Source organism: Pseudomonas sp. L13 (assembly GCF_009935965.1).
In the GTDB taxonomy this organism is placed as follows: domain Bacteria; phylum Pseudomonadota; class Gammaproteobacteria; order Pseudomonadales; family Pseudomonadaceae; genus Aquipseudomonas; species Aquipseudomonas lactis.
In genome coordinates, this window is the sequence record NZ_QODJ01000025.1 from 15,836 (window position 1) to 38,013 (window position 22,178).

24 protein-coding genes and 1 pseudogene are annotated in these 22,178 nt (G+C 60.6%); 13 read left to right on the top strand and 12 right to left on the bottom strand.

Annotation, left to right across the window (positions count from 1 at the left end):
* Positions 1-95 precede the first annotated feature (95 nt).
* The 4 genes and pseudogenes from DK871_RS14305 to DK871_RS14320 all read right to left on the bottom strand — a co-directional run bounded on the left by DK871_RS14305 (position 96) and on the right by DK871_RS14320 (position 3,754).
* On the bottom strand, positions 96-1,928 hold the full coding sequence (locus DK871_RS14305) for an ABC transporter ATP-binding protein (protein ID WP_003193125.1): 1,833 nt from the start codon (positions 1,926-1,928) through the stop codon (positions 96-98).
* A gap of 82 nt (positions 1,929-2,010) precedes the next feature.
* Positions 2,011-2,574: a peptidylprolyl isomerase gene (locus DK871_RS14310; protein ID WP_120248437.1), complete on the bottom strand. Its 564-nt coding sequence runs from the start codon at positions 2,572-2,574 to the stop codon at positions 2,011-2,013.
* Positions 2,568-2,816, bottom strand: a pseudogene (locus tag DK871_RS14315) (alpha/beta fold hydrolase); the annotation flags it as partial. The pseudogene DK871_RS14315 and the gene DK871_RS14310, both read right to left, overlap by 7 nt.
* Before the next feature lie 14 nt (positions 2,817-2,830).
* Complete coding sequence (locus tag DK871_RS14320; RefSeq protein WP_003193120.1) at positions 2,831-3,754, bottom strand: LysR family transcriptional regulator; 924 nt, start codon at positions 3,752-3,754, stop codon at positions 2,831-2,833.
* Positions 3,755-3,803: 49 nt separating this feature from the next.
* Between DK871_RS14320 and DK871_RS14325 the strand changes: the two genes are divergently transcribed.
* The 3 genes from DK871_RS14325 to DK871_RS14335 all read left to right on the top strand — a co-directional run bounded on the left by DK871_RS14325 (position 3,804) and on the right by DK871_RS14335 (position 5,942).
* Positions 3,804-4,118: a 3-phosphoglycerate kinase gene (locus DK871_RS14325; RefSeq protein ID WP_161905489.1), complete on the top strand. Its 315-nt coding sequence runs from the start codon at positions 3,804-3,806 to the stop codon at positions 4,116-4,118.
* 151 nt (positions 4,119-4,269) lie between these two features.
* Positions 4,270-4,869 carry an FMN-dependent NADH-azoreductase gene (locus tag DK871_RS14330; protein WP_161905490.1) on the top strand — a complete coding sequence of 200 codons (600 nt, stop codon included), beginning with the start codon at positions 4,270-4,272 and terminating at the stop codon, positions 4,867-4,869.
* A 203-nt stretch (positions 4,870-5,072) separates the two neighbouring features.
* On the top strand, positions 5,073-5,942 hold the full coding sequence (locus DK871_RS14335; RefSeq protein ID WP_034136149.1) for a carboxylate/amino acid/amine transporter: 870 nt from the start codon (positions 5,073-5,075) through the stop codon (positions 5,940-5,942).
* Here the strand turns inward: DK871_RS14335 and DK871_RS14340 are convergent.
* Positions 5,899-6,927: an NADP-dependent oxidoreductase gene (locus DK871_RS14340; protein ID WP_161905491.1), complete on the bottom strand. Its 1,029-nt coding sequence runs from the start codon at positions 6,925-6,927 to the stop codon at positions 5,899-5,901. The two genes, DK871_RS14335 and DK871_RS14340, sit on opposite strands and share 44 nt — an antisense overlap.
* A gap of 61 nt (positions 6,928-6,988) precedes the next feature.
* Positions 6,989-7,777: an SDR family oxidoreductase gene (locus DK871_RS14345; RefSeq protein WP_098950693.1), complete on the bottom strand. Its 789-nt coding sequence runs from the start codon at positions 7,775-7,777 to the stop codon at positions 6,989-6,991.
* Positions 7,778-7,902: 125 nt separating this feature from the next.
* Between DK871_RS14345 and DK871_RS14350 the strand changes: the two genes are divergently transcribed.
* Positions 7,903-8,469, top strand: coding sequence for a TetR/AcrR family transcriptional regulator (locus DK871_RS14350; protein WP_056786582.1), 567 nt, complete (start codon positions 7,903-7,905; stop codon positions 8,467-8,469).
* A gap of 16 nt (positions 8,470-8,485) precedes the next feature.
* Here the strand turns inward: DK871_RS14350 and DK871_RS14355 are convergent, their stop codons facing one another.
* The gene (locus DK871_RS14355) at positions 8,486-9,778 is read right to left on the bottom strand and encodes a mechanosensitive ion channel family protein (protein ID WP_161905492.1); all 1,293 of its coding nucleotides are present in this window, start codon (positions 9,776-9,778) and stop codon (positions 8,486-8,488) included.
* A 192-nt stretch (positions 9,779-9,970) separates the two neighbouring features.
* Here DK871_RS14355 and DK871_RS14360 point away from each other — a divergent pair, with 192 nt between their 5' ends.
* Complete coding sequence (locus DK871_RS14360; protein ID WP_003193110.1) at positions 9,971-11,317, top strand: DEAD/DEAH box helicase; 1,347 nt, start codon at positions 9,971-9,973, stop codon at positions 11,315-11,317.
* Positions 11,318-11,422: 105 nt separating this feature from the next.
* On the opposite strand, the gene DK871_RS14365 is transcribed toward DK871_RS14360, so the two are convergent.
* A complete protein-coding gene (locus DK871_RS14365; RefSeq protein WP_161905493.1) occupies positions 11,423-11,692 on the bottom strand; it encodes a hypothetical protein in 270 nt (89 codons plus the stop codon).
* Positions 11,693-11,845: 153 nt separating this feature from the next.
* On the opposite strand from DK871_RS14365, the gene DK871_RS14370 reads away from it, so the two are divergent.
* The 5 genes from DK871_RS14370 to copD all read left to right on the top strand — a co-directional run bounded on the left by DK871_RS14370 (position 11,846) and on the right by copD (position 16,229).
* Positions 11,846-12,235 carry a transcriptional regulator gene (locus tag DK871_RS14370; protein ID WP_161905494.1) on the top strand — a complete coding sequence of 130 codons (390 nt, stop codon included), beginning with the start codon at positions 11,846-11,848 and terminating at the stop codon, positions 12,233-12,235.
* Between the two features lie 126 nt (positions 12,236-12,361).
* Complete coding sequence (locus tag DK871_RS14375) at positions 12,362-14,077, top strand: copper resistance system multicopper oxidase (protein ID WP_161905495.1); 1,716 nt, start codon at positions 12,362-12,364, stop codon at positions 14,075-14,077.
* A 10-nt stretch (positions 14,078-14,087) separates the two neighbouring features.
* Positions 14,088-14,915 (top strand): copper resistance protein B, encoded by an 828-nt coding sequence (locus tag DK871_RS14380; protein WP_056786568.1) that lies wholly within the window; start codon positions 14,088-14,090, stop codon positions 14,913-14,915.
* A gap of 49 nt (positions 14,916-14,964) precedes the next feature.
* Positions 14,965-15,351: a copper homeostasis periplasmic binding protein CopC gene (gene copC / locus DK871_RS14385; RefSeq protein ID WP_056786565.1), complete on the top strand. Its 387-nt coding sequence runs from the start codon at positions 14,965-14,967 to the stop codon at positions 15,349-15,351.
* The gene (gene copD, locus DK871_RS14390; RefSeq protein ID WP_056786562.1) at positions 15,348-16,229 is read left to right on the top strand and encodes a copper homeostasis membrane protein CopD; all 882 of its coding nucleotides are present in this window, start codon (positions 15,348-15,350) and stop codon (positions 16,227-16,229) included. The genes copC and copD overlap by 4 nt, the downstream gene beginning before the upstream one ends.
* Here the strand turns inward: copD and DK871_RS14395 are convergent.
* The 3 genes from DK871_RS14395 to DK871_RS14405 all read right to left on the bottom strand — a co-directional run bounded on the left by DK871_RS14395 (position 16,226) and on the right by DK871_RS14405 (position 18,273).
* Positions 16,226-17,092, bottom strand: a complete 867-nt coding sequence (locus DK871_RS14395; RefSeq protein WP_161905496.1) for a DUF6279 family lipoprotein — start codon at positions 17,090-17,092, stop codon at positions 16,226-16,228. The two genes, copD and DK871_RS14395, sit on opposite strands and share 4 nt — an antisense overlap.
* A 66-nt stretch (positions 17,093-17,158) precedes the next feature.
* Positions 17,159-17,881 (bottom strand): TorF family putative porin, encoded by a 723-nt coding sequence (locus DK871_RS14400; protein ID WP_161905497.1) that lies wholly within the window; start codon positions 17,879-17,881, stop codon positions 17,159-17,161.
* A gap of 212 nt (positions 17,882-18,093) precedes the next feature.
* Positions 18,094-18,273 carry a hypothetical protein gene (locus tag DK871_RS14405; protein ID WP_003193095.1) on the bottom strand — a complete coding sequence of 60 codons (180 nt, stop codon included), beginning with the start codon at positions 18,271-18,273 and terminating at the stop codon, positions 18,094-18,096.
* Between the two features lie 323 nt (positions 18,274-18,596).
* On the opposite strand from DK871_RS14405, the gene DK871_RS14410 reads away from it, so the two are divergent.
* Both DK871_RS14410 and DK871_RS14415 read left to right on the top strand, forming a co-directional pair.
* Positions 18,597-19,433, top strand: a complete 837-nt coding sequence (locus tag DK871_RS14410) for a S1 RNA-binding domain-containing protein (RefSeq protein WP_044275017.1) — start codon at positions 18,597-18,599, stop codon at positions 19,431-19,433.
* Between the two features lie 111 nt (positions 19,434-19,544).
* The gene (locus DK871_RS14415; RefSeq protein WP_161905498.1) at positions 19,545-19,943 is read left to right on the top strand and encodes a DUF2177 family protein; all 399 of its coding nucleotides are present in this window, start codon (positions 19,545-19,547) and stop codon (positions 19,941-19,943) included.
* Here the strand turns inward: DK871_RS14415 and DK871_RS14420 are convergent.
* Positions 19,887-21,065, bottom strand: coding sequence for an MFS transporter (locus DK871_RS14420; protein ID WP_161905499.1), 1,179 nt, complete (start codon positions 21,063-21,065; stop codon positions 19,887-19,889). The two genes, DK871_RS14415 and DK871_RS14420, sit on opposite strands and share 57 nt — an antisense overlap.
* A 104-nt stretch (positions 21,066-21,169) precedes the next feature.
* Between DK871_RS14420 and DK871_RS14425 the strand changes: the two genes are divergently transcribed.
* Positions 21,170-22,063, top strand: a complete 894-nt coding sequence (locus DK871_RS14425; RefSeq protein WP_161905500.1) for a LysR family transcriptional regulator — start codon at positions 21,170-21,172, stop codon at positions 22,061-22,063.
* The last annotated feature ends 115 nt before the right edge of the window (positions 22,064-22,178 follow it).

The window sequence follows — 22,178 nt, forward strand, 5'->3', positions numbered from 1 at the left end:
CTGATTGCAGTACAGCAGGATTGTGCCGCAAGACCAGCCAGATAGAGAAAGCTGTCAGAATTGTTCGGAATTGAGCGGGGCTTTACCCAACAAAATCAGTCTATACCGACAAACCCTCCGGTTTGATGCTGCCATAACCGCGAATAAAGCCCGCCGTATGCCAGCAACTCGGAATGGCTGCCGCTTTCGGCGATCTGGCCTTTTTCCAGCACCACCAGGCGGTCCATTCGTGCGATGGTCGACAACCGGTGCGCAATCGCAATCACCGTCTTGCCCTGCATCAGGGTTTCCAGGCTCTCCTGGATTGCCGCTTCCACTTCCGAGTCCAGCGCAGAGGTGGCTTCGTCCATGATCAGGATCGGCGCGTCCTTGAGCAGTACGCGGGCGATAGCGATACGCTGGCGTTGCCCGCCGGAGAGTTTCACCCCGCGCTCACCCACATGGGCATCCAGCCCGGTGCGGCCCTCGGAATCCGACAGCAGTGGGATGAACTCATCGGCGCGGGCCTTATGCACCGCCGCCCAGAGTTCCTCGTCAGTCGCGTCGGGCTTGCCATACAGCAGGTTGTCGCGGATCGAGCGGTGCAGCAACGAGGTGTCTTGGGTGATCATGCCGATTTGTGCGCGCAGGCTCTCTTGGGCGACTTCGGCGATGTCCTGGCCGTCGATGAGGATGCGCCCGCCCTGCAGGTCGTAAAGGCGCAGCAGCAGGTTGACCAGCGTCGACTTGCCCGCGCCGGATGGGCCGATCAAACCGATCTTTTCCCCGGCCTTGATCTCAAGGTTCAGGCCGCCAATGATTCCGCTCTTTTTGCCGTAGTGGAAGTCCACCTGCTCAAAGCGCACCTGGCCGTGGGGCACCGTCAGGCGCGGCGCGTTTTCACGATCGACCACGGCCAGTGGCTGGGCGATGGTCTTCAGGCCGTCCTGCACGATGCCGATGTTTTCGAAGATGCCGTTGACCACCCACATGATCCAGCCGGACATGTTGACGATGCGGATCACCAGGCCGGTAGCCAGGGCAATCGCGCCCACGGAAATCAGCGACTGTGTCCACAGCCACAGGGCCAGGCCAGTGGTGGTGACGATCAGCAAGCCGTTCAAAATGCAGATCACGGTGTCCATGCTGGTGAGCACACGGGCAGCCAGTTGGGTTTTTTCGGTCTGCTCGATGATCGCTTGCTTGGCGTATTCCTGTTCGTTCTGTGTATGGGCGAACAGCTTCAAGGTGGTGATGTTGGTATAGCCGTCGACAATACGGCCCATCAACTTGGAGCGCGCCTCCGAGGAGACCACCGAGCGTTCTTTCACGCGAGGTACGAAGTAACGCAGGGCCAGGCTGTAGCAAACGATCCAGGTGATCAGCGGGATCATCAGCCGCCAGTCGGCCTCGGCAAACAACACCAGGGCACTGATGGCGTAGATCGACACGTGCCAGATAGCCTCCGCGGTCGCCACCGCCGAGTCACGCAAGGAGTTGCCGGTTTGCATGATCCGCTGGGCGATGCGCCCGGCGAAATCGTTCTGAAAGAAATTCAGGCTCTGCTTGAGCACGTAGCTGTGGTTCTGCCAGCGGATCAGGCTGGTCATCCCAGGGTTGATGGTCTGGTGCACCAGCAAGTCATGCAGGCCATTGAAGAGCGGGCGCAACAACAGTGCGACCACGGCCATCCAGATCAGCTCGGCGCTGTGGATCTGGAAAAAGTTCGCCGGCGGCGTGCCCTGGGCCAGGTCGATGATGCGGCTCAAATAGCTGAACAACGCCACTTCGATCAGGGCGCCGACCAGCCCCACTACCAAGAGCGCGGCGAAGCACGGCCACACCTGGCGCAGGTAATAGAGATAGAAGGGCAGGACTTTTTCGGGAGGGGCCGCGCTGGGGGCGTCGCGGAAAATATCGATCAGCTGTTCAAAACGACGATAGAGCATTAGGTTTGACGCCCGCCGGGCGGGCTCTCCTTTCAAAGGTGCACGGTGCCGTACGGGCACCGCGCAAAGCTGCCTGCAGACCTCAGTCGATGCGCTTGGCCGACTTGATCAACACAGGATCGATTGGCACGTTCTGCATGCCTTGCTTGGTGGTGGTCTGGGAGTTGACGATGATGTCGACCACGTCCATGCCCTTGACCACTTTGGCGAACACGGCATAACCGGCATCGCGGCCCGGGTCGAGGAAGGCATTGTCTGCCACGTTGATGAAGAATTGGCTGGTGGCCGAGTTCGGGTCATTGGTGCGAGCCATGGACAAGGTGCCACGCACGTTATGCAGGCCATTGCTGGCTTCGTTCTTGATCGGGGCTTCGGTCGGCTTTTGCGACATTTGCTGGGTGAACCCGCCGCCCTGAACCATGAAGCCCGGGATCACGCGGTGAAAGATCGTGTTGGTGTAGAAGCCCTTGTCGACATAGGCCAGGAAGTTCTTGGTGCTGATCGGCGCCTTGACCGGGTCCAGTTCGATTTCAATCTGGCCGTTGGTGGTGTCGAGCAAAACATGTGGCGCCTTGGCCGGCTCAGCCGCCATCAGGTTGGCAGCGAACAAGGCGGAACCGGCAAAGAAGGCGATTTTTTTCAGCATGGGTCAGTGATCCTGGTAGTGGTTTCGACGGTCTTTAGAAAATCGAGCAAGGTCGCGTTAAAAACCTCGGGTTGGTCCAAGGGCGTGGCATGGCGGGAATCTTCAATGACCACCAGTCGCGCATCGGGCAGCAGTTTTACATAGTTTTCTTTCTGCGCCACGGGGGTGTAGTCATGGTCGGCGCTGATGACCAGGGTTGGACAGGCAATTCTCGACAGTTGTTCCTGCACGCCCCAGGCCATGGGTGAACTCCGTTTCAGGCTTGTTGGGGAGCGGCAAAGGGCGCGTCCAGGGGAGCGGTGTCAAAGGTGCGCAGCAATTCCACGAGGATCTGCGTGGCGGGCCCCAGGGGCTTGTCTTTGTTGGAGTACAGGTAAAACGTCGGGTTGCGACTGCCGCCTTTTTCCAGGGGAAGCTGCTTGAGCACGCCTTCCTTGAGTTCGCGTTCGATCATGTGCCGGGGCAGCCAGGCAAAGCCCAGGCCGCTGCCGACGAAGGTGGCGGCGGTAGCGAGGCTGCCAACGGTCCAGCGCTGTTCGGCGCCGAGCCAGCCGACGTCGCGAGGTTGTTGGCGGCCCGAGTCACGGATCACCACCTGCATCTGGCTTTCAAGGTCATGAAAGCTCAGCTCACGGTTGAGGCGATGCAGCGAGTGGTCGGGGTGGGCCACGGCGACGAACTCCACATCGCTCATTTCCGTGCCCAGGTAGCCCGGGATAATAAACCCGCAAATGGCCAGGTCCGCCATGCCATCGAGCAGCAACTCTTCGACGCCGGACAGCACTTCCTCGCGCAGGCGCACCCGGCAGCCACGGCTTTGCGGCATAAAGGCGGTCAACGCGCGAACGAGGCGTGCGCTGGGGTAGGCGGCATCCACCACCAGGCGCACTTCGGCTTCCCAGCCCTGTTCCATATGGTGGGCGAGGTCTTCCAGTTGGCTGGCGTTTTTCACCAGTTGGCGAGAGCGGCGCAGCAGCACCTCACCGGCCTCGGTCAGCACCGCCTTGCGCCCGTCGATGCGCAGCAGCGGGACGCCAAGTTGGTCCTGCATGCGCGCCACGGTGTAGCTCACCGAAGATTGCGAACGGTGCAGTGCTTCGGCGGCTTGGGCAAAGCCGCCGTGGTCGACCACGGCTTGCAAGGTGCGCCATTGATCGAGGGTAACGCGGGGCGCTTTCAAGATGAGCTCCTCTTGTCCTAAGCTGGCGGTCCTTATTGGAGACTGCCGAATGAGAAAATTGTGTTGTGTGTTGCTGGCGCTGCTGCCGATGAGCGCGTTTGCCTACCCCATCGACGTGACGAAAAAGATCGACGGCGTGAGCATTGATTACACAGCGTCCGATGTGGACGGCGACATCAGTTCGATCGAGCTGAACAACTACGGCACCCAGGACGCGGTGTGCAAGGTCACCTTCACCAACGGCCCGGAATCGCCACGCCGTCGCACCGTGACCGTGCCAGCCGGCAAAAGCACCAACACTACCGTCAAGTTCAACCGCGCCATCATCAAGATGCGTATTGCCCTGAACTGCGCGCCAAAATAAAGCAACAGCGGAGCATGCCCACAGGAATACTCCGCATATAAACAAATTTCTAGATGGGTTGTAGCAGTTTTTTGCGCTTTTTTATCGAATGGTCCCTGGTTAACCTTCTCTCCATCGACTTACAGCAATTACCGATGGAGCCTACGAAGCCATGTCCAATGTTCTGATCATCGAAAGCAGTGCGCGCCAGCAGGATTCCATTTCCCGCCAGCTCACCCAACAGTTCATCAGCCAATGGCAAACCACCCATCCGGCAGACCGCATCACCGTGCGCGACGTTGCGGTCAATCCGGTACCCCACCTGGATGCCAACCTGCTGGGCGGCTGGATGAAACCGGCGGAGCAGCGCAACGACGACGAACAGGTTTCCCTGGACCGCTCCAACGAGTTGACTGACGAACTGCTGGCCGCCGACGTGTTGGTGATGGCCGCGCCGATGTACAACTTCGCCATCCCCAGCACCCTCAAAGCCTGGCTGGATCACGTGTTGCGGGCCGGTGTGACCTTCAAATACACCTCCACTGGGCCTCAGGGCTTGTTGACCGGCAAGCGCGCTATCGTGCTCACCGCACGCGGTGGTATCCACACCGGCGCCACCTCGGATCATCAGGAGCCGTACCTGCGCCAGGTCATGGCATTTATCGGCATTCATGACGTCACCTTCATTCACGCCGAAGGCGTCAACCTGGGCGGTGACTTCCAAGAGAAGGGCGTCAATCACGCCAAGGCACTGCTGGCCCAGGTGGCCTGAGGCGTTAATCGTCAGATAATCCCGTGCTGCTTATATAGCCCCACGCAAACCCTTCAAGTACGCGTATCGAACCTCCCTTTGCACTTTTTGCTCCTGAGTGCTCCTGCCCGACTGCCGCTTTAGCGAGGTCGGGTTTTTTTTGCGCCGAGTTTCTTCAAACCCCAAAAAGCTTTAATGTCGCGCCCATTCGAAACGAGGCGCGCATGGGCTATCTACTGGTTGTCACCCTGATTCAGGCATTTTCCTTCAGCTTGATCGGCGAATACCTCGCCGGTCACGTCGACAGCTACTTTGCCGTGCTGGTGCGTGTGGTGCTGGCCGGGCTGATCTTTATTCCGCTGACACGCTGGCGCTCGGTGGAGCCCGCGTTCATGCGCGGCATGTTGGTGATCGGTGCATTGCAGTTTGGTGTGACCTATGTGTGCCTGTACCTGAGCTTTCGCGTGCTCACGGTGCCGGAAGTGCTGCTGTTCACCATCCTCACGCCGCTGCATGTGACGCTGATCGAGGACGCACTTAATCGCCGCTTCAATCCCTGGGCACTGGTGGCGGCCCTGGTGGCGGTGGGTGGTGCGGCGGTGATTCGTTTCGATCAGATCACCCCGCACTTCCTGATGGGGTTCTTGCTGCTGCAATTGGCCAACTTCACCTACGCCGCCGGGCAGGTCATGTACAAGCACCTGGTGGCGCGTTATCCCAGTGACCAGCCGCACTTCCGGCGTTTCGGTTATTTCTACCTGGGCGCGTTGTTGGTGGTATTGCCGGCGTTCCTGCTGTTCGGCAAAGCTGACTTCCTGCCGCAAGCGCCGCTGCAATGGGGTGTGCTGGTGTTCCTCGGGTTGGTCAGCACCGCGCTGGGCATGTACTGGTGGAACAAGGGCGCCTGCCTGGTCAATGGCGGCACCCTGGCGGTGATGAACAACCTGCATGTGCCGGTGGGGTTGCTGCTGAACCTGCTGATCTGGAACCAGCACGAACCGCTGGGCCGTTTGGCCCTGGGCGGTCTGGTGATTCTGGGGGCGGTGTGGATCAGCCGGCTGGGTGTGCGTCGGGCGGTGCCGTCGCCATCGTGATCACCACCTTGCCTTTGGCGCGGCCTTGTTCGACATAGTCCAGGGCCGCGGCGGTGGATTCGAAAGGAAAGGTACGGTCGATGACCGGCCGGATAGTCCCGGACTCGACCAGCGCGGTGATTTCATCCAGTTGGGCGCCGCTGGCACGCATGAACACAAAGTCATAGCTCACGCCTTGCTTGCGTGCTTTCCTGCGGATACCGCTGCTCAACAGGCCCATGACCAGGCCTAATACCCATGGCAGCTTCTGGGTACGGGCGAAGGCGGGCGTCGGCGGCCCGGAGATGGAGATGAGCTGACCGCCGGGCTTGAGAATCTTCAGTGACTTGGCCAGCGCATCCGCGCCAAGGCTGTTCAGCACCACATCGTAATCCCGCAGCACGGCCTCGAAGGCTTGCTGTTTGTAGTCGATCACCACATCCGCGCCTAACGCCTTGACCCACTCCACATTGGCGGTGCTGGTGGTGGTCGCAACGAAGGCGCCCAAATGCTTGGCCAGCTGGATGGCGATACTGCCCACTCCGCCTGAGCCCGCATGAATGAACACCTTCTGGCCTTTCTGCAGCTTCGCGGTGTCCACCAGCACCTGCCACGCCGTCAGCGCGACCAGGGGCAGGGAGGCGGCTTGCTCCATGCTGATGTTGTCGGGTTTGCGCCCCAGTGCGTCTTCGTGCACGGCAATCCGCTCGGCGAAGGTGCCGATACGCTGCTGGGGTGGGCGGGCGTAGACTTCGTCCCCCGGCTTGAAGCGTTGTACCGCAGCACCGACGCTGAGCACCACGCCGGCCAGATCATTGCCCAGTGTCAACGGTAACGCATACGGTAGGATCAGTTTGAATTCGCCCTTGGCGATCTTTGCATCCAGCACATTGACACTGCTGGCCCGCACCTGAACCAGCACGTCGTGCTCACCCACGATAGGCGCGGGGGCCTCAATGAGGCGGCCGGGCTGTTTGCCGTACCGTTCGATGGAAAATGCCTTCATGGTTCAACGCTCGTCGCTTGGCTGAGAAGGGCAGGCGCGGAGCACGCCTGCTATCGGTTGATCAGGCGTTGGCCAGATAACGCTCGGCAACCTGGGACTGCTTGATCTGCGCGAGCAGGCCTTGTCGCGCAGCCTGCAACGCGTCCCAGCGGGCGCCGTCCTGCAACGGCGGAATGGTCACCGGCTCGCGGCGATCGAAACCGACCAGCGCTGCGTCCACCAGATCACCCACTTCCATCACGTCCGTGAGGGTGTTGATATCAATGCCCGCACGTTCCCAGATCTCGGTACGCGTAGCGGCGGGCAGCACGGCTTGCACGTACACGCCTTTGGGCGCCAGCTCCAGGCTCATGCCCTGGGACAGGAACAGCACGAACGCCTTGGTCGCGCCGTAGACCGTCATGCCGAATTCCGGGGCCAGGCCCACTACCGAGCCAATGTTGATGATAGCGCCGTTGCCCGCTGCCGCCAGGCGCGGAGTGATGGCACTGGCCAGGCGTACCAGCGCCGTGGTGTTGAGGGCGACCAACTGCGCGACGCTGTCGGTGGATTGTTCGATAAAACCGCCGGACTGCGCGGCGCCGGCATTGTTGACCAGGGTGCCAATGCTGGCGTCATCGCGCAGGCGCGCTTCAACCACTGCCAGGTCCGCGCTCTGGGTCAGGTCGGCCGGGAGAATATCAATGCTGACGGCATGCTGTTCACGCAGTCGGGCGGCGAGCGCTTCCAGGCGCGTGACGTCACGGGCGACCAGTACGAGGTCGTGGCCGCGTGCGGCAAAGCGTTCGGCGTAGGCGGCGCCAATGCCGGTCGAAGCGCCAGTTATCAGAACGGTGTTGGAAGTGCTCATGGTGTGATGCTCTGTGAGTGCGAGGAGGTTTTATGATGTCGATCATAATCAAAGCTGTCAACGGTTTTGATTATGATCGACATCATAGTAATATGCCTATCTCGCAAGCGGGCAGGACCACACACATGAAGATCACCAAGGCGCAGTCACAGAACAATCGGGCCCATATCGTCGCGACAGCTTCCGAGTTGTTCCGCGAGCGGGGTTTCGATGGGGTGGGCGTGGCCGAGTTGATGGCCGCGGCCGGTTTTACCCAGGGCGGCTTTTACAAGCACTTCGGTTCCAAGGCGGACCTGATGGCGGAAGCCGCCGCCAACAGCCTGGCGCAGTCATTGGCCGACAGCGCAGAGATGGAGGTGGAGCAATTTTTCGAGGTTTACCTGTCCCGTCAGCACCGCGATCATCGCGGCGGCGGATGCACATTGGCGGCGTTGTGTGCCGATGCTGCCCGTCAATCGGACACGCTGAAGGCGACCTTTGCCAACGGCTTGGAAAACACCCTGCAAGCCCTGGAAGCAAAGTACAACGCGGCTCATGAAACGCCACAAGAAGGCGTGCGCGCGAAAATGCTCGACAGCATGGCCCATGCCATCGGCGCAATCATGCTGTCGCGGGCGTGCCCGGATGATTCCGCCCTGGCCGATGAAGTGCTTGAGGTGTGCCGCAAGGAGATTACGGCATCACTGCCGTAATCCCGTTCGCATCACCTCATGCCGTTTCGGCGACGGGCACCGGCATGGCCCCTGCCAATGCCGGCAGCACGCCGGCGCGCAGGTCGTTGCCGCTCGGCTGCTGATACAGGCTCAGCCCGAACTCCGGCAGCACGGCCAATAGGTAATCGAAGATATCGCCCTGGATCCGCTCGTAATCGCCCCACGCGGTGGTGCGGGTAAAGCAGTAGATCTCCAGCGGCACGCCCTGGGCGGTGGTTTGCATCTGGCGCACCATGCAGGTCATGTTCGGCTGGATGTCCGGGTGGCTTTGCAGGTACGCCAGGGCGTAGGCGCGGAAGGTGCCGAGGTTGGTCATGCGCCGACGGTTGGCCGACAGTTGCGCGCTGTGGCCCTGGGCCTCGTTCCAGGCCTTGAGTTCGGCCTGTTTGCGGCTGATGTAGCCGCTGAGCAAGTGCACCTGGGTCATGCGCACTTCTTCTTCATCGTTCAGGAAACGCACGCCGCTGGCGTCGATGTACAGGCTGCGCTTGATACGGCGCCCACCGGAAGCCTGCATGCCCCGCCAGTTCTTGAACGACTCGGACATCAGGCGCCAGGTGGGGATGGAGACGATGGTCTTGTCGAAGTTCTGCACCTTCACCGTGTGCAGGGTGATATCCACCACATCGCCATCGGCGCCGACCTGGGGCATTTCGATCCAGTCACCCACGCGCAGCATGTCGTTGCTGGTCAATTGCACACTGGCGACGAACGACAGCAGGGTGTCCTTGTACACCAACAGAATCACCGCCGACATCGCACCCAGGCCTGACAGCAGCAACAGCGGCGAGCGGTCGATCAGGGTGGCGACGATGATGATCGCGCCAAACACGAACAGCACCATTTTCGCCAATTGCACATAGCCCTTGATCGAGCGGGTGCGTGCGTGTTCGGTGCGTGCGTAGATATCCAGCAGCGCGTTGAGCAGGGCGCTCATCGCCAGCACCATGAACAGAATGCTGATCGCCAGGGCCACGTTGCCGATGAACAGGATGGCGGTCTTGCTCAGGTCCGGCACCAGATACAGGCCGAACTGGACCACCAGCGACGGCGTCATTTGCGCCAGGCGATGGAAGACTTTGTTGTGCCGCAGGTCGTTCAGCCAGTGCAGCGCCGGTTGCCGGCCGAGCAATTTGACCGCGTGCAGGATGAGGTAACGGGCGACCCGTCCCACCACCAATGCCACCACCAGCAACACCAGCAAGCCTAGGCTGGAATGCAGGACCGGGTGTTCATCGAGGGCGCCCCAGAGGTCTTGGACGTTGAGCCAGAGCTGTTTGATATCCATGAGTGAACCGATTCTTCTTTAAGACAACACGGGGCGATTAGAGCATTTAAGTGCAACAAAGTTGACGCTCTAGACAAAATCGCTGACAAAAAAGCAGCTGATTAGCCCCGTTCGCGTAAAGAAACTCGGTTTGGGCGCGCGAAACCGGTAACCTATGCAGCTGATATTTTGTATTTCTTCGAGGTAGCACCCGTGTTTTCCCAATTCGCCCTGCACGAACGCCTGCTCAAAGCCGTGGCCGAGCTTAAATTTGTCGAGCCTACGCCTGTGCAAGCAGCGGCCATCCCGCTCGCGCTGCAAGGGCGTGACCTGCGGGTGACGGCGCAAACCGGCAGCGGCAAGACCGCCGCTTTCGTCCTGCCGGTGCTCAACCGCCTGATCGGCCCAGCCAAGGTACGCGTCAGCATCAAGACCCTGATCCTGCTGCCGACCCGCGAGCTGGCCCAGCAAACCCTGAAGGAAGTCGAGCGTTTCTCGCAGTTCACCTTCATCAAGTCCGGCATCATTACCGGTGGCGAAGACTTCAAGGTCCAGGCCGCCATGCTGCGCAAGGTGCCGGATATTCTGATCGGCACCCCAGGGCGCATGATCGAGCAGCTCAACGCTGGCAACCTTGACCTCAAGGAAGTCGAAGTGCTGGTGCTCGACGAAGCCGACCGCATGCTCGACATGGGCTTTGCCGATGATGTGCAGCGTCTGGTCGGCGAGTGCGTCAACCGCCAGCAGACCATGTTGTTCTCCGCCACCACCGGTGGTTCGACCCTGCGCGACATGGTCGCCAAGGTGCTGAACAACCCTGAGCACTTGCAGGTCAACAACGTCAGCGACCTGAACGCCACCACGCGCCAGCAGATCGTCACCGCTGACCATAACGTGCACAAAGAACAGATCCTGAACTGGTTGCTGGCCAACGAGACCTACCAAAAGGCCATCGTGTTCACCAACACCCGTGCCGCCGCCGACCGTATCTACGGGCGCCTGGTTGCGCAGGAATACAAGGCGTTCGTGCTACACGGCGAGAAAGACCAGAAGGACCGCAAGCTGGCCATCGACCGTCTCAAGGCGGGCGGCGTGAAGATCCTGGTGGCCACCGACGTTGCCGCACGCGGCCTCGACGTGGACGGCCTGGACCTGGTGATCAACTTCGACATGCCCCGCAGCGGCGACGAATACGTGCACCGCATCGGCCGTACCGGGCGGGCCGGCAACGATGGCCTGGCCATCTCGCTGATCTGCCACGGCGACTGGAACCTGATGTCGAGCATCGAACGCTACCTGAAGCAGTCGTTCGAGCGCCGCACCATCAAGGAAGTCAAAGGCACGTACACCGGGCCGAAGAAGGTCAAGGCGTCGGGCAAGGCCGTTGGCGTGAAGAAGAAAAAGACCGACGCCAAGGGCGACAAGAAGAAAACCGGCGCCAAGTCGCCGACCAAGCGCAAGATTGCCAACCGGCCGAAGACCGACAACCTGTCGCTCGTCAGCAAGGATGGCATGGCCCCGCTCAAGCGCCGCAAGCCAGAAGCTCCGGCTGCCGAATAAGCAGGCGGCCTAAAAAAACCGGACGATGTCCGGTTTTTTTTCGCCCTGATCGTTCCCACGCTCCGCGTGGGAATGCCTCCCAAGACGCTCTGCGTCCCGCTGTGCTCAACGCTTCCCCGCAGCTTCTCTGAGCTCCTTGAGCCGCGCATCGATCAACTGGCACTTGTCGGGAAACTCGGCGCTTTCGGTATCCAGGTCCATCTTCTGCAACTCGTCATTCATCTCCTTGGCCTTGGTCGGGTTCTGCTCTGTCAGCTTGGTCACTTCCCTAGCCAGCTCCTCACGCTTGGCGGTGGCCTCCTCGGGCGTGCAGGCCCAGGCGGGCAGGGCGCTCAACAGCGTGGCGGCGAGGGTCAGCTTCAGCAAGGTTTTCATGGTCGGACTTCCTTGGCAGTGATGTGCAGTTGAGGCGGCGAACCTCTGGAAAGTTCAGAGAAATGACGCCCGTCCGTTCGGTTGAACGGCCAGTGCCAGGACGTGTCACTCCCTTAGACGGGCTAACTCCATCGGCCTGCAGGAGGAATCAGGATGAAGGCTTACAATTGGGATCTGATCGAACGTCTGCTGCATGAGGTGCAGAACGGCGAGGGCAGCTTTGCCCCGCGCAAATACGCTGAGCAGGAAGCGGCCGAGAAGGCGACGGCCGGCGAGGCCACTGGCAACCTGGATGCGCTGAAGAAGACCGCTGCCGATTACGAGGCGCTGCTGTTCAAGCGTGGCTTTATCGAGTCGCGGCCCGAAGAAGAGGGCGGCAATGGCGAGAATTTCATTCTGACGGCGCTGGGTGCGCAATTGCTGGCGCTGATCGACAGTTCGATTCCGGGCAATGATCATCCGCGCCAGGTGTTGGATGAGCAGGAGGACGCGCTTGATCCGGCAACGTTCGTTGAAGTGGCCTCCAAAGCCCAGATCGCCTGATTCGCTGCGCCCCGGTACCCTGCGAGGGTGCCGGGTGAACCTGTCGAATCGGTAATCTGCCGCTAAGGTTGCTGACAGCCGGAGAATCCTAATCTGCTGCCATTCAACTCACGGACTTGAATCGGCATGCACTCCACAACCTCCAGACGCACATTCGTCAAAGGCCTGGCCGCGGGCGGCCTGCTCGGCGGGCTCGGGCTTTGGCGCCCGCCGGTGTGGGCGCTGACCAGCCCCGGCCAGCCCACGGTACTCGCCGGCAGCGAATTTGACCTGTTTATTGACCAGACCCCCGTCAACCTGACAGGCCAACCGCGCACCGCGTTGACCGTCAACGGTAGCCTGCCCGGCCCGCTGTTACGCTGGCGGGAGGGCGACACTGTGACCCTGCGCGTGAAAAACCGCCTCGGGGAGCCCACCTCGATCCACTGGCACGGCATCCTGCTGCCATCGACCATGGACGGCGTGCCCGGCCTGAGCTTCAAGGGCATCGAACCGGGCGGCCTTTACGTCTACCAGTTCAAGGTCAAACAGCACGGCACTTACTGGTATCACAGCCATTCCGGGCTTCAGGAACAGCAGGGCGTGTATGGCCCGCTGGTCATCGACCCCAAGGAGCCCGAGCCTTATACCTACCAGCGTGATTACGTGGTGATGCTGTCGGACTGGACCGACGAAGACCCCGTCGCCCTGATGAAGACCCTCAAAAAGCAGTCCGATTACTACAATCTGCACAAACCCACCCTGGGCGATTTCATCCGGGATGTCGGCGAGCAGGGCTGGTCGGCCACGGCTGCCGACCGGCTGATGTGGGCACAAATGAAGATGAACCCCACCGACCTTGCGGACGTCAGCGGTGAGACCTACACCTACTTGCTCAACGGCCAGTCGCCTGGGCAGAACTGGACCGGGGTGTTCAAACCGGGAGAAAAGATTCGCCTGCGCTTTATCAATGGCTCGGCGATGACCTATTTCGATGTGCGTATTCCCGGGTTGAAGATGACCGTGATCGCCGCGGATGGGCAGCCGGTGAAGCCGGTGAGCGTCGATGAGTTCCGTATTGCCGTGGCTGAAACCTACGATGTGCTGGTCGAACCCTTGGCAGACGCCTACACGCTGTTTGCCCAGTCCATGGACCGCACCGGCTATGCCCGTGGCACCCTCGCCCGACAGCCAGGCGCGACTGCGCCGGTACCGTCGCTTGATCCGCGCCCGTGGCTGACCATGGATGATATGGGCATGGGCGGCATGGACCACGGTGCCATGGCCGATATGCCGGGCATGGAAGGGATGGATCACAGCGCCATGGGCGCGATGGCGATGCAGAAGCACCCCGCCAGCGAGCAGAACAACCCGCTAGTGGACATGCAGGCGATGAACCCGGTGCCCAAGCTGGACGACCCGGGGATTGGCCTGCGCAACAACGGCCGTCGGGTGCTCACCTATGCCGACCTGCGCAGTACCTTCGCGGACCCCGATGGCCGCGACCCCTCGCGCACCGTCGAATTGCACCTCACCGGGCATATGGAGAAGTTCGCCTGGTCGTTCAATGGCGTGAAGTTTTCCGATGCCGAACCCCTGCAACTGACCTACGGCGAGCGCGTGCGGGTGGTGTTGGTCAACGACACCATGATGGCCCACCCGATTCACCTGCATGGTTTATGGAGCGACCTGGAGGACGAAAACGGCGAGTTCCAGGTGCGCAAACACACCATCGACATGCCACCGGGCTCCCGTCGCAGTTACCGCGTCACCGCCGATGCCCTGGGGCGCTGGGCCTATCACTGCCACCTGCTGTACCACATGGAAATGGGCATGTTCCGTGAGGTGCGCGTGCATGAATAAGGAAGCGAGCATGAACCGTTGCGTCTCGTCCCTGTGCATCGCCTTCGCGACGCTGGGTTTCGCCCCATGGGCGTTGGCGGCCGAGGATGAATTTCAGGGCATGAGCCCGGCAACGCCAGCACTGACCGAAAGCCGTACGCCGATTCCGGCGCTGACCGACGCAGACCGCGCGGCGGTCTACAACGCGCCGGGAGGGCATCAAGTGCACGACAGCGGCGTCAACTCGATGCTGCTGATCAACCAGTTGGAATGGCAGGGCGGCGACGGTAACGCGCAGAGTTGGGACATCAAGGGTTGGGTCGGCGGTGACATCGACCGCCTTTGGCTGCGTAGTGAAGGCGAACGCAGCGCCGGCCGCACTGAAAGCGCAGAAGCCCAAGCCTTGTGGGGGCATGCCATCAGTCCGTGGTGGGACGTGGTCGGCGGCGTGCGCCAGGACTTCAAACCCGGTGACAGCCAGACCTGGGCGGCCCTTGGCGTACAAGGCATGGCGCTCTACAACTTCGAGGCCGAAGCCACGTTGTTTGTCGGCGAATCGGGGAATACCGCCGCACGCCTGGAAGGCGACTACGACATTCTGCTCACCAACCGTCTGATCCTGCAGCCCACCGCAGAACTCAATTTCTATGCGCAGAACGATCCGCAACGCGGTATGGGTTCGGGCTTGTCAGAAAGTGAACTGGGCCTGCGCTTGCGCTACGAAATTCGCCGGGAGTTTGCGCCCTACGTTGGGGTCAGCTGGAACCGGGCTTATGGCCAGACCGCGCAATACGCACGGGACGAAGACGAAGACATCAATCAACTGCGCTGGGTCGTCGGCGTGCGCCTGTGGTTCTGACGGGTTTCCCTTTTTATTATTCGCCGCCTGGCGCGGCCTGGAGTCTTGCATGTCTATGTTGAAAACCACGCTGCTGGGTGCTGCGTTGTGGGTAGGTTTAACTCTTGGTTTGCCCGCTTCGGCGCACCCCAAGCTGCTGTCATCCATCCCGGCGGCAGGCGCACAGGGCGTCGCTCCCGCAGTGATTGAATTGCATTTCTCAGAAAACCTGCTGACCCAGTTTTCCGGGGCCAAGCTGATCATGACCGACATGCCGGGCATGCCCAATTCGCCGATGCCGGTGAAAGCCAGCGTGTCGGCGAGCAGCGACCCCAAGGTGATGTTGATCAAGCCGGCCTCCGCACTCACCGCCGGCAGCTATCGGGTGGATTGGCGTGCGGTGTCGTCCGATACGCATCCGATCACGGGTAATGTGGTGTTCCGCGTGCAGCCATGAGTGAGCTGATCCCCATCGCATTGCGCTTCGCGCTCTATCTCGACCTTATGGTGCTATTTGGACTGGGGCTGTTTGGCCTTTACGGCCTCTACGCTGAGCAACGCAGGTTGCTCAATCTAAAGGCGTTGATGAGATTGACGGGCGGCTTGGGGCTGGTGTTTTCGGTAGCGTCGCTGCTGGTCATGACCCAGACCATGAGCGGCGCCACGGATTGGCAGGCGCTGTGGCCGCACCTGCAAATGATGCTGTGGCAGACCGACTTGGGGTTGACGTGGTGGGTGCGTATCGCGGCGTTGATCGTTGCGGCACTGAGTCCGCACCTGGCGCTGGCCACGCTGTCGGCTGGCGTGGCGTTGGTCACCCTGGTGTGGACAGGGCACGGCGTGATGCACGAAGGTGCGCAAGGTGTGTGGCATATCGTCAGCGACAGTGCACACCTGTTGGCGGCGGCGGGTTGGGTAGGGGCGTTGGCGGCATTCGGTTTGTTGTTGATGGCTGCGCCGTTGCCACAGGGTGATCGGGTCCAGGTTCTGGCCAGAGCATTGGCAGGCTTTGAGCGCATTGGCGCGGGATTTGTCCTGGTGCTGATCGGCACTGGCGTTGCCAATTATCTGTTTGTTGTCGGGCCGAATCTGGGGGGCATCACCGGTGGAGACTACGCGGTGCTGTTGTGCCTGAAGCTGGGGTTGTTTGGCCTGATGCTGGCGTTGGCGGCGCTCAATCGCTTTCACCTGACGCCGCTTCTGCAACGATCCATCGCGGCGGGCGACTATAACGTGGCGATCCGTGCGTTACGGCGCAGCATAGCCCTGGAGTTTGGCGCTGTGGTGCTCATCCTTGGCCTGGTGGCCTGGCTGGGCACCTTGGCGCCTGGCTAAGACTGTGCGCTTTTCAGGCATTTGAGTGCCTGGAAGTCGCTGCGGACCTTATCGATTTTCTGGGTGAGTTTCAGGCGCTGCGCTGGAGAGCTTTGGGCCATCACGTCGACGAGCAAGCTGCGCGCGGCGCCTTCGGTCTGGGCATAGGCGGCGCGGTATTGCGGGGTCCACAGGCTTTCGCGGTCCACCAGCAATTGCTGGATTTTCTGCGGGAAATCGGCACTGTGACGTTGTTGCAGTGCGTCGATGAATTGCGCCTGCCAATGGGCGCGGTTACCGATCCATGCCTGGTTTTGTGCGCCCAACTCGGCAGACCAGGCCGTCACGCGGTTTTGCTGGCCTGGGTTCAACGGGCCAATCCAGGCGTCCAGGCGCTTGCTCATGCGTTCGGCGCGTTCCTTGATTTGTTGAGCCAGTGGTGGCTTGAGGTATTCGTCCTGGCGTTTGCGCAGGTCCTTGGCCAGGGCGTCGCTCATGTCCTTGACCTGCTGATCGTCCAGGCCTTGCAGCAATTGCACAGCTGAGGGCGTGATTTCCCGCGCAATCTCGGCAATTGCCTGTTTGGCTTCGACAGTGCGGGTTTGCAATGCGGCGTCGGTGACCTGGTTGCTGTCGACCATCTGCTGCAGGCGGTCGAGCCAGTCCAGGTAGCCAGGCAATTGCGTGGTGCAGTGCCAGGCCAGGTGGTCCTTGAGGGTGTCGTTGAACCAGCTCTTTTGCCCGGCATTCATGTCCAGGTAGTCGTTGAGGGTCCAGGGGATGATCACGTCGAGGTTTCGGTAGGCCAGGCCCACGCGATTACAGCCGGCAAGCACCAGGCTCAGGGTCAGCAGTACCATCAGGAGTTTGAGCCGGCGCAACATGGGCAGGTCCTTGCACGGAGGGCGTTAATGCATGTGAACCTGCGCGGGGTGCGACAGTTCAGCCCATCAATAAAACGACCGTGCAGCCTTCAAGGTCAACAGCCCATCACATTGCGAATTGTGTCCGGAGTAGGCCGAGCAGTCACTGCCGCTGAGGCTGGAGCCGCTGTAGATCAGGTCCAGGTCAATGCCTTTCCAGGCCCGGGAAAATTGCACCGACCAATCGCTGAAACTGCTGATGGCGCCGTTCTCTACCGAGACCGGCGTGCCCAGTTGATGGGTGGTGTACTTCATGCTGACGCCGATGCCAAAAGGCTGGGTACCGCCCAGGTCGGCGAACAGGGTGCTGTCCTGGCGGTCGGGGTCGTTGCTGAAAGACACGCCAAAGCGGTTGCCCAACAGGTTAAGCCCACCGTAGAACTCCTGGCTGTCGAGGGGGCTGACCTTGGGGTAGCTGTAGTGGATCAAGCCGACTTCGTAGCCCAGGGTCTGGTCGAACGGACGCTTGAAGCCCATGTAGGAGTCGACTTCAAGGTTATTGGCCGACGACAGGCCCATATTCGGGGAAAACTGGCCGAAATACAGGCCGCTGTCGTGGGTAAGGTCCAGGCCACCGTGGAACGAGTCGCTGCCAGGGGTGGTCGGCTTGACCAGGCCCTGGGCCATGGTGCGGCTGGGGGTCGTACCTAATTTCAGGTCGAAGTCACCCAATTCGCGCTGGAAGATATGCGCTTGGGTCAAAGGGCTGGCGACCAAGAGGCTGACCACGACAATACAGCGTTTAAGCATGCTTCACTCCATGAAAAGCGAGGAGCAGTAACGGAAAGATTCAGGCGGATGCCCGTGCTAGACGTGTGCAAGGATACCGGCGAATGCCAGGCATTGAGGCCCGTTCGTCGATTAGCTGCGTATTGAAGGTGTTGGGAGGGGGTTGCAACTCTAGTCCTAGCGCCTTGAGGGCAAGACGCTTAGGGACCAGATGCAGTGCGCGGGTAAGACTATTACTTCTTGCCCAGGCTGATTTGCTTGGACGGGCCGAAAGTCTGGCCGCTCACGCCCTTGGCAATTTGCTGGATTTCGCCGCCGGACTTGAGGAACGCAGCGATCTGGCTGTTGATCGATTCGCTGGTTTCAACGGCGGGAGCTGGCTTTGCTTTGCTGTTGGATGCTTTTACACGCATGGCGGCCACTAACCTGTAGAAAATTAACTTGGCCAGGCATCGTACAGGAAATACTTGACAATTGCTTGGCAAATATCCCTCAGTATTAATACGCAGCGCTGGAAATAGCCGAAGTTCAGTACCGAAATAAAGCGCTAACTTACTGTTTTAGCTGGAAACCACAGGCTGGGTGGCCCGCGGGTGGCCTGCTCAAAGTGAACCGAACGATCAGACGAGTGGGGCGCTGCCATTGGAACGCCATGCCAGCCCGCGATTTTTCAGGCGCGCGCGCGTGCAGGGCCCAACTCGGGTAGAATGCCGCCCACGCAATGAGGGTATTGGAAATGGCTTTAGTCGGGCGCTACAACAGCTTGCAAGTGGTCAAGCACACTAACTTTGGTTTGTACCTCGATGGTGCGCAAGATGGGGAAATCCTCTTGCCTAATCGGTATATCCCTAAAGATATTCCCAGTGAAGATGAAGACTGGCTCAACGTTTTCATCTATTTGGACAGCGATGACAAACTTATCGCCACCACCGAAAAGCCCAAAGTTCAAGTCGGTGAATTTGCCAGTTTGAAAGTTGTGGAAGTCAATAGCATTGGCGTGTTCCTTGATTGGGGTTTGCCCAAGGATCTGCTGCTGCCGTACTCGGAAGAAAAACGCCAGATGACTGCGGGCGAATATTGCGTGGTGCACGTCTACCTCGACAAGCACACCAAGCGCATCACCGCCACCGCTCGCCTTGACCGTTACCTGGACAAGACACCGGCCAACTACCAAGTGGGCCAGGAAGTCGACTTGCTGGTGGCCGAAGCCACCGACATGGGCTTCAAGGCGATCATCAACAACAAGCACTGGGGCCTGATCCACAAGAACGAAGTGTTCAAGTTCCTGCGTCCGGGCAAGGAAGAGAAGGGTTTCATCAAAGAGATCCGCGCCGATGGCAACATCAGCCTGAGCCTGCAACCGGTGGGCCAGGAAGCGGCCTCCAGCCTGAACTCCAAGATCCTCGCCAAGTTGCGCGACAACAACGGCACCCTGCCGGTCAGCGACAAAAGCGACCCGGCGGTGATCAGCAACTTGTTCGGCGTGAGCAAGGGCAACTTCAAGAAGGCTATTGGCGCGCTCTACAAGCAGGGCCAGATCGTGATACATGCGGACCGCATTGAACTAAGCTGAGTACAGGCTGCTCTCCTGTAGGAGCGAGCTTGCTCGCGAAAATATTCCAGGCGCAGTGTGGCGTCGGATGTACGTTTTTCGCGAGCAAGCTCGCTCCTACAGGGTTGTGTCATGTCGAAAAGAACGGTTTTTGCCTACCTCGGCACCTTGCTCGCCTTCCTGGTCCTCGACGGCGTCTGGCTCGGCGTGCTCATGGGACCTACCTATAAATCCCTGCTCGGCGCGCTGATGCTTGATCAGCCACGCCTGCTGCCTGCGGTATTGTTCTATCTCCTGTATGTCCTCGGTTGCGTAGTATTGGTGGTCTTGCCCAGCGCCAGTTGGCAGCGCGCTGCGCGTTTGGGCGCCTTGCTTGGCCTGGTGGCCTACGGCACCTATGACCTGAGCAACTGGGCCACGCTTCAAGGCTGGTCTGCCGGGTTGGCACTGATGGACATGGCGTGGGGCACCTGCCTAACCGCCATTTGCTGCACCGTTGGCCACTTGTGTGCAGATCGGCTGCGCCGGTAGCGGACGGTTGATCAGTACTGAACCGGCTAATAGCAACCCGGTACCGGCAACCACCAGCGCCGGTTGCAGGCCGCCACTGAGGTGGCTGCTGACCGACGCCAACAGGGGCCCGCTCAATTGGCCGATGGCGAAGCTGGCGGTCAGCAACCCCGTGCTGCGTTGGTAGCCATGGGGCGCGACTTCTCTGAGCCGCGCCATCACCAGTTGCATGCAGGCCAGAAATGGCGCACCGCATAGCAACACGCCCAGCGCCAAGCCCCAGCCATTGCCAAGCAGGCAGGCGAACACCCCGGCCGCTTGCAGCCATAAAGTCGCCATCAGCCAGCGACGGGTGGTGTTCGGGTGCTTGCGGCGCAGGCTTGCCACCCCCACTCCCAGCGCGGCCGCCAGGCCAAAACAGGGCCAGAACAGATCGGCCTGCCAGGCCCCGTGGAATTGTGCGCTGGCCATCTGCGACAGAAAGGTCGCCGGGATGATGTAGCCCAGGCCGTACAGGAAATAAATCCAGCACAGGTGCGCAATGCTGCCGTTGCTCCCCGCGCTGGCGACTTGGGTAACCGTGACGGCCGGCTTGGGTAAAAACGGCAGGATCGCCAGCAACATCACCAGCGCCACCGTCCCGTAGAGCAACCACAGCGTGGCAGAACTTTGCCCTAATAGGTTGGAAACCAACGCCAGCAGCCCCGTCAGCACAATCCCCAACCCTGGTCCTGCAAACACCAGCGCACCCAGGCGCGGGCGGCCGGCGGCAATCGCCAGTGGCTGGCTCAGGCTGGTAATCATCACCAGGGCCCAGGCACTGGCGACCCCGGTGCCAAAGCGCAGCAACACATGCGGCCAGAACCCGTTAGCCCAGGAGGACGCCAGGGTTAGCAATACGCACAGCCACAACCCGCCGTATAGGCGCCCGCGCACATGCTGATGGCTACGGGCAAAGATCGAGTCCACCGCGCCGACGAAATAACCCAGGTAATTGGCGGCAGCGAGCAGGCCGGCCCCGGTCAGGTCGATCTGGCCTTCACTGAGCAAATGCGGCATTTGCGGGGTCAGGGCGAAGCGGCCAATGCCCATGGCCATCATCAGGGCGACGAAGCTGGCGAGTAAACGAATCAGCGGGGACATGTTCAGGTTTCCTGCAAAGAAGCGAATGCCTTGCAGGCTAAGACGGATTGACTTTCTGTAAAATTGAATAATAGTGAGTGACTTGTTCAGTTTTGGAGAAAGTAATGGAGTTCAGTCAATTGCGCATTTTCCAGGCCGTGGCGGAAGAGGGCTCCATCACCCGCGCCGCCGAGCGCCTGCACCGTGTGCCCTCCAACCTGTCGACCCGGCTTAAACAAATGGAAGAGCAACTGGGCGTCGATCTGTTCGTGCGCGAGCGCCAGCGTTTGCAGCTATCTCCGGCGGGCAAGGTGCTGCTGGACTACAGCACCCGCCTGCTGGCGCTGCACGATGAAGCCCACGGCGCGGTACAAGGCGGGCAGCCGGCCGGTGATTTCGTCTTGGGCAGCATGTACAGCACCGCCGCGGTTCATTTGCCGAAGCTGCTGGCGCACTATCACAGGACTTACCCCATGGTGAACCTGCAGGTGCAGTCGGCGCCCAGTGGGGAGTTGCTGGAAGGGCTGATTACCGGGCGCCTGGACGCAGCCTTTGTCGACGGCCCGCTGACCATTGCCACCCTGGATGGCGTACCGCTGTGCGAAGAGCGCCTGGTGCTGATTTGCGAGGCCGATCACCCGCCGGTGCGTGGCCCCCAGGATGTGGCGGGCCGTGCGGTGTTCACGTTCCGGCGCAGTTGCGCCTACCGCACGCGCCTGGAAACCTGGTTTTCCCACGAGCGTGTGGCGATGGGGCGAGCGATCGAGATCGAGTCTTACCAAGGCATGCTCGCCTGTGTGATCGCCGGTTCCGGGGTGGCGTTGATGTCTGAGTCCATGCTCGCAAGCCTGCCCGGCAAGGACAGCGTGTCCGTTCATCCGCTGACTGGGCCTTTTGCCACTGCGACCACCTGGCTGATGTGGCGAAAGGGTATGCTCGGCGCTAACCTCAATGCATGGATCGACCTGCAGCAAGACGGCAACCCGCGATGCGTGCAAGACACCCGTGCCATTGCTTGAACGATCCGTCAGGATTCGGATCAATTCAGTAATAGTTCGTTGTGGTTTCCTTCAAGCATTACCTAGGACTTAGGGCTACTATCACTGTAGGAAACGGCGACAGAACTCACGCCGG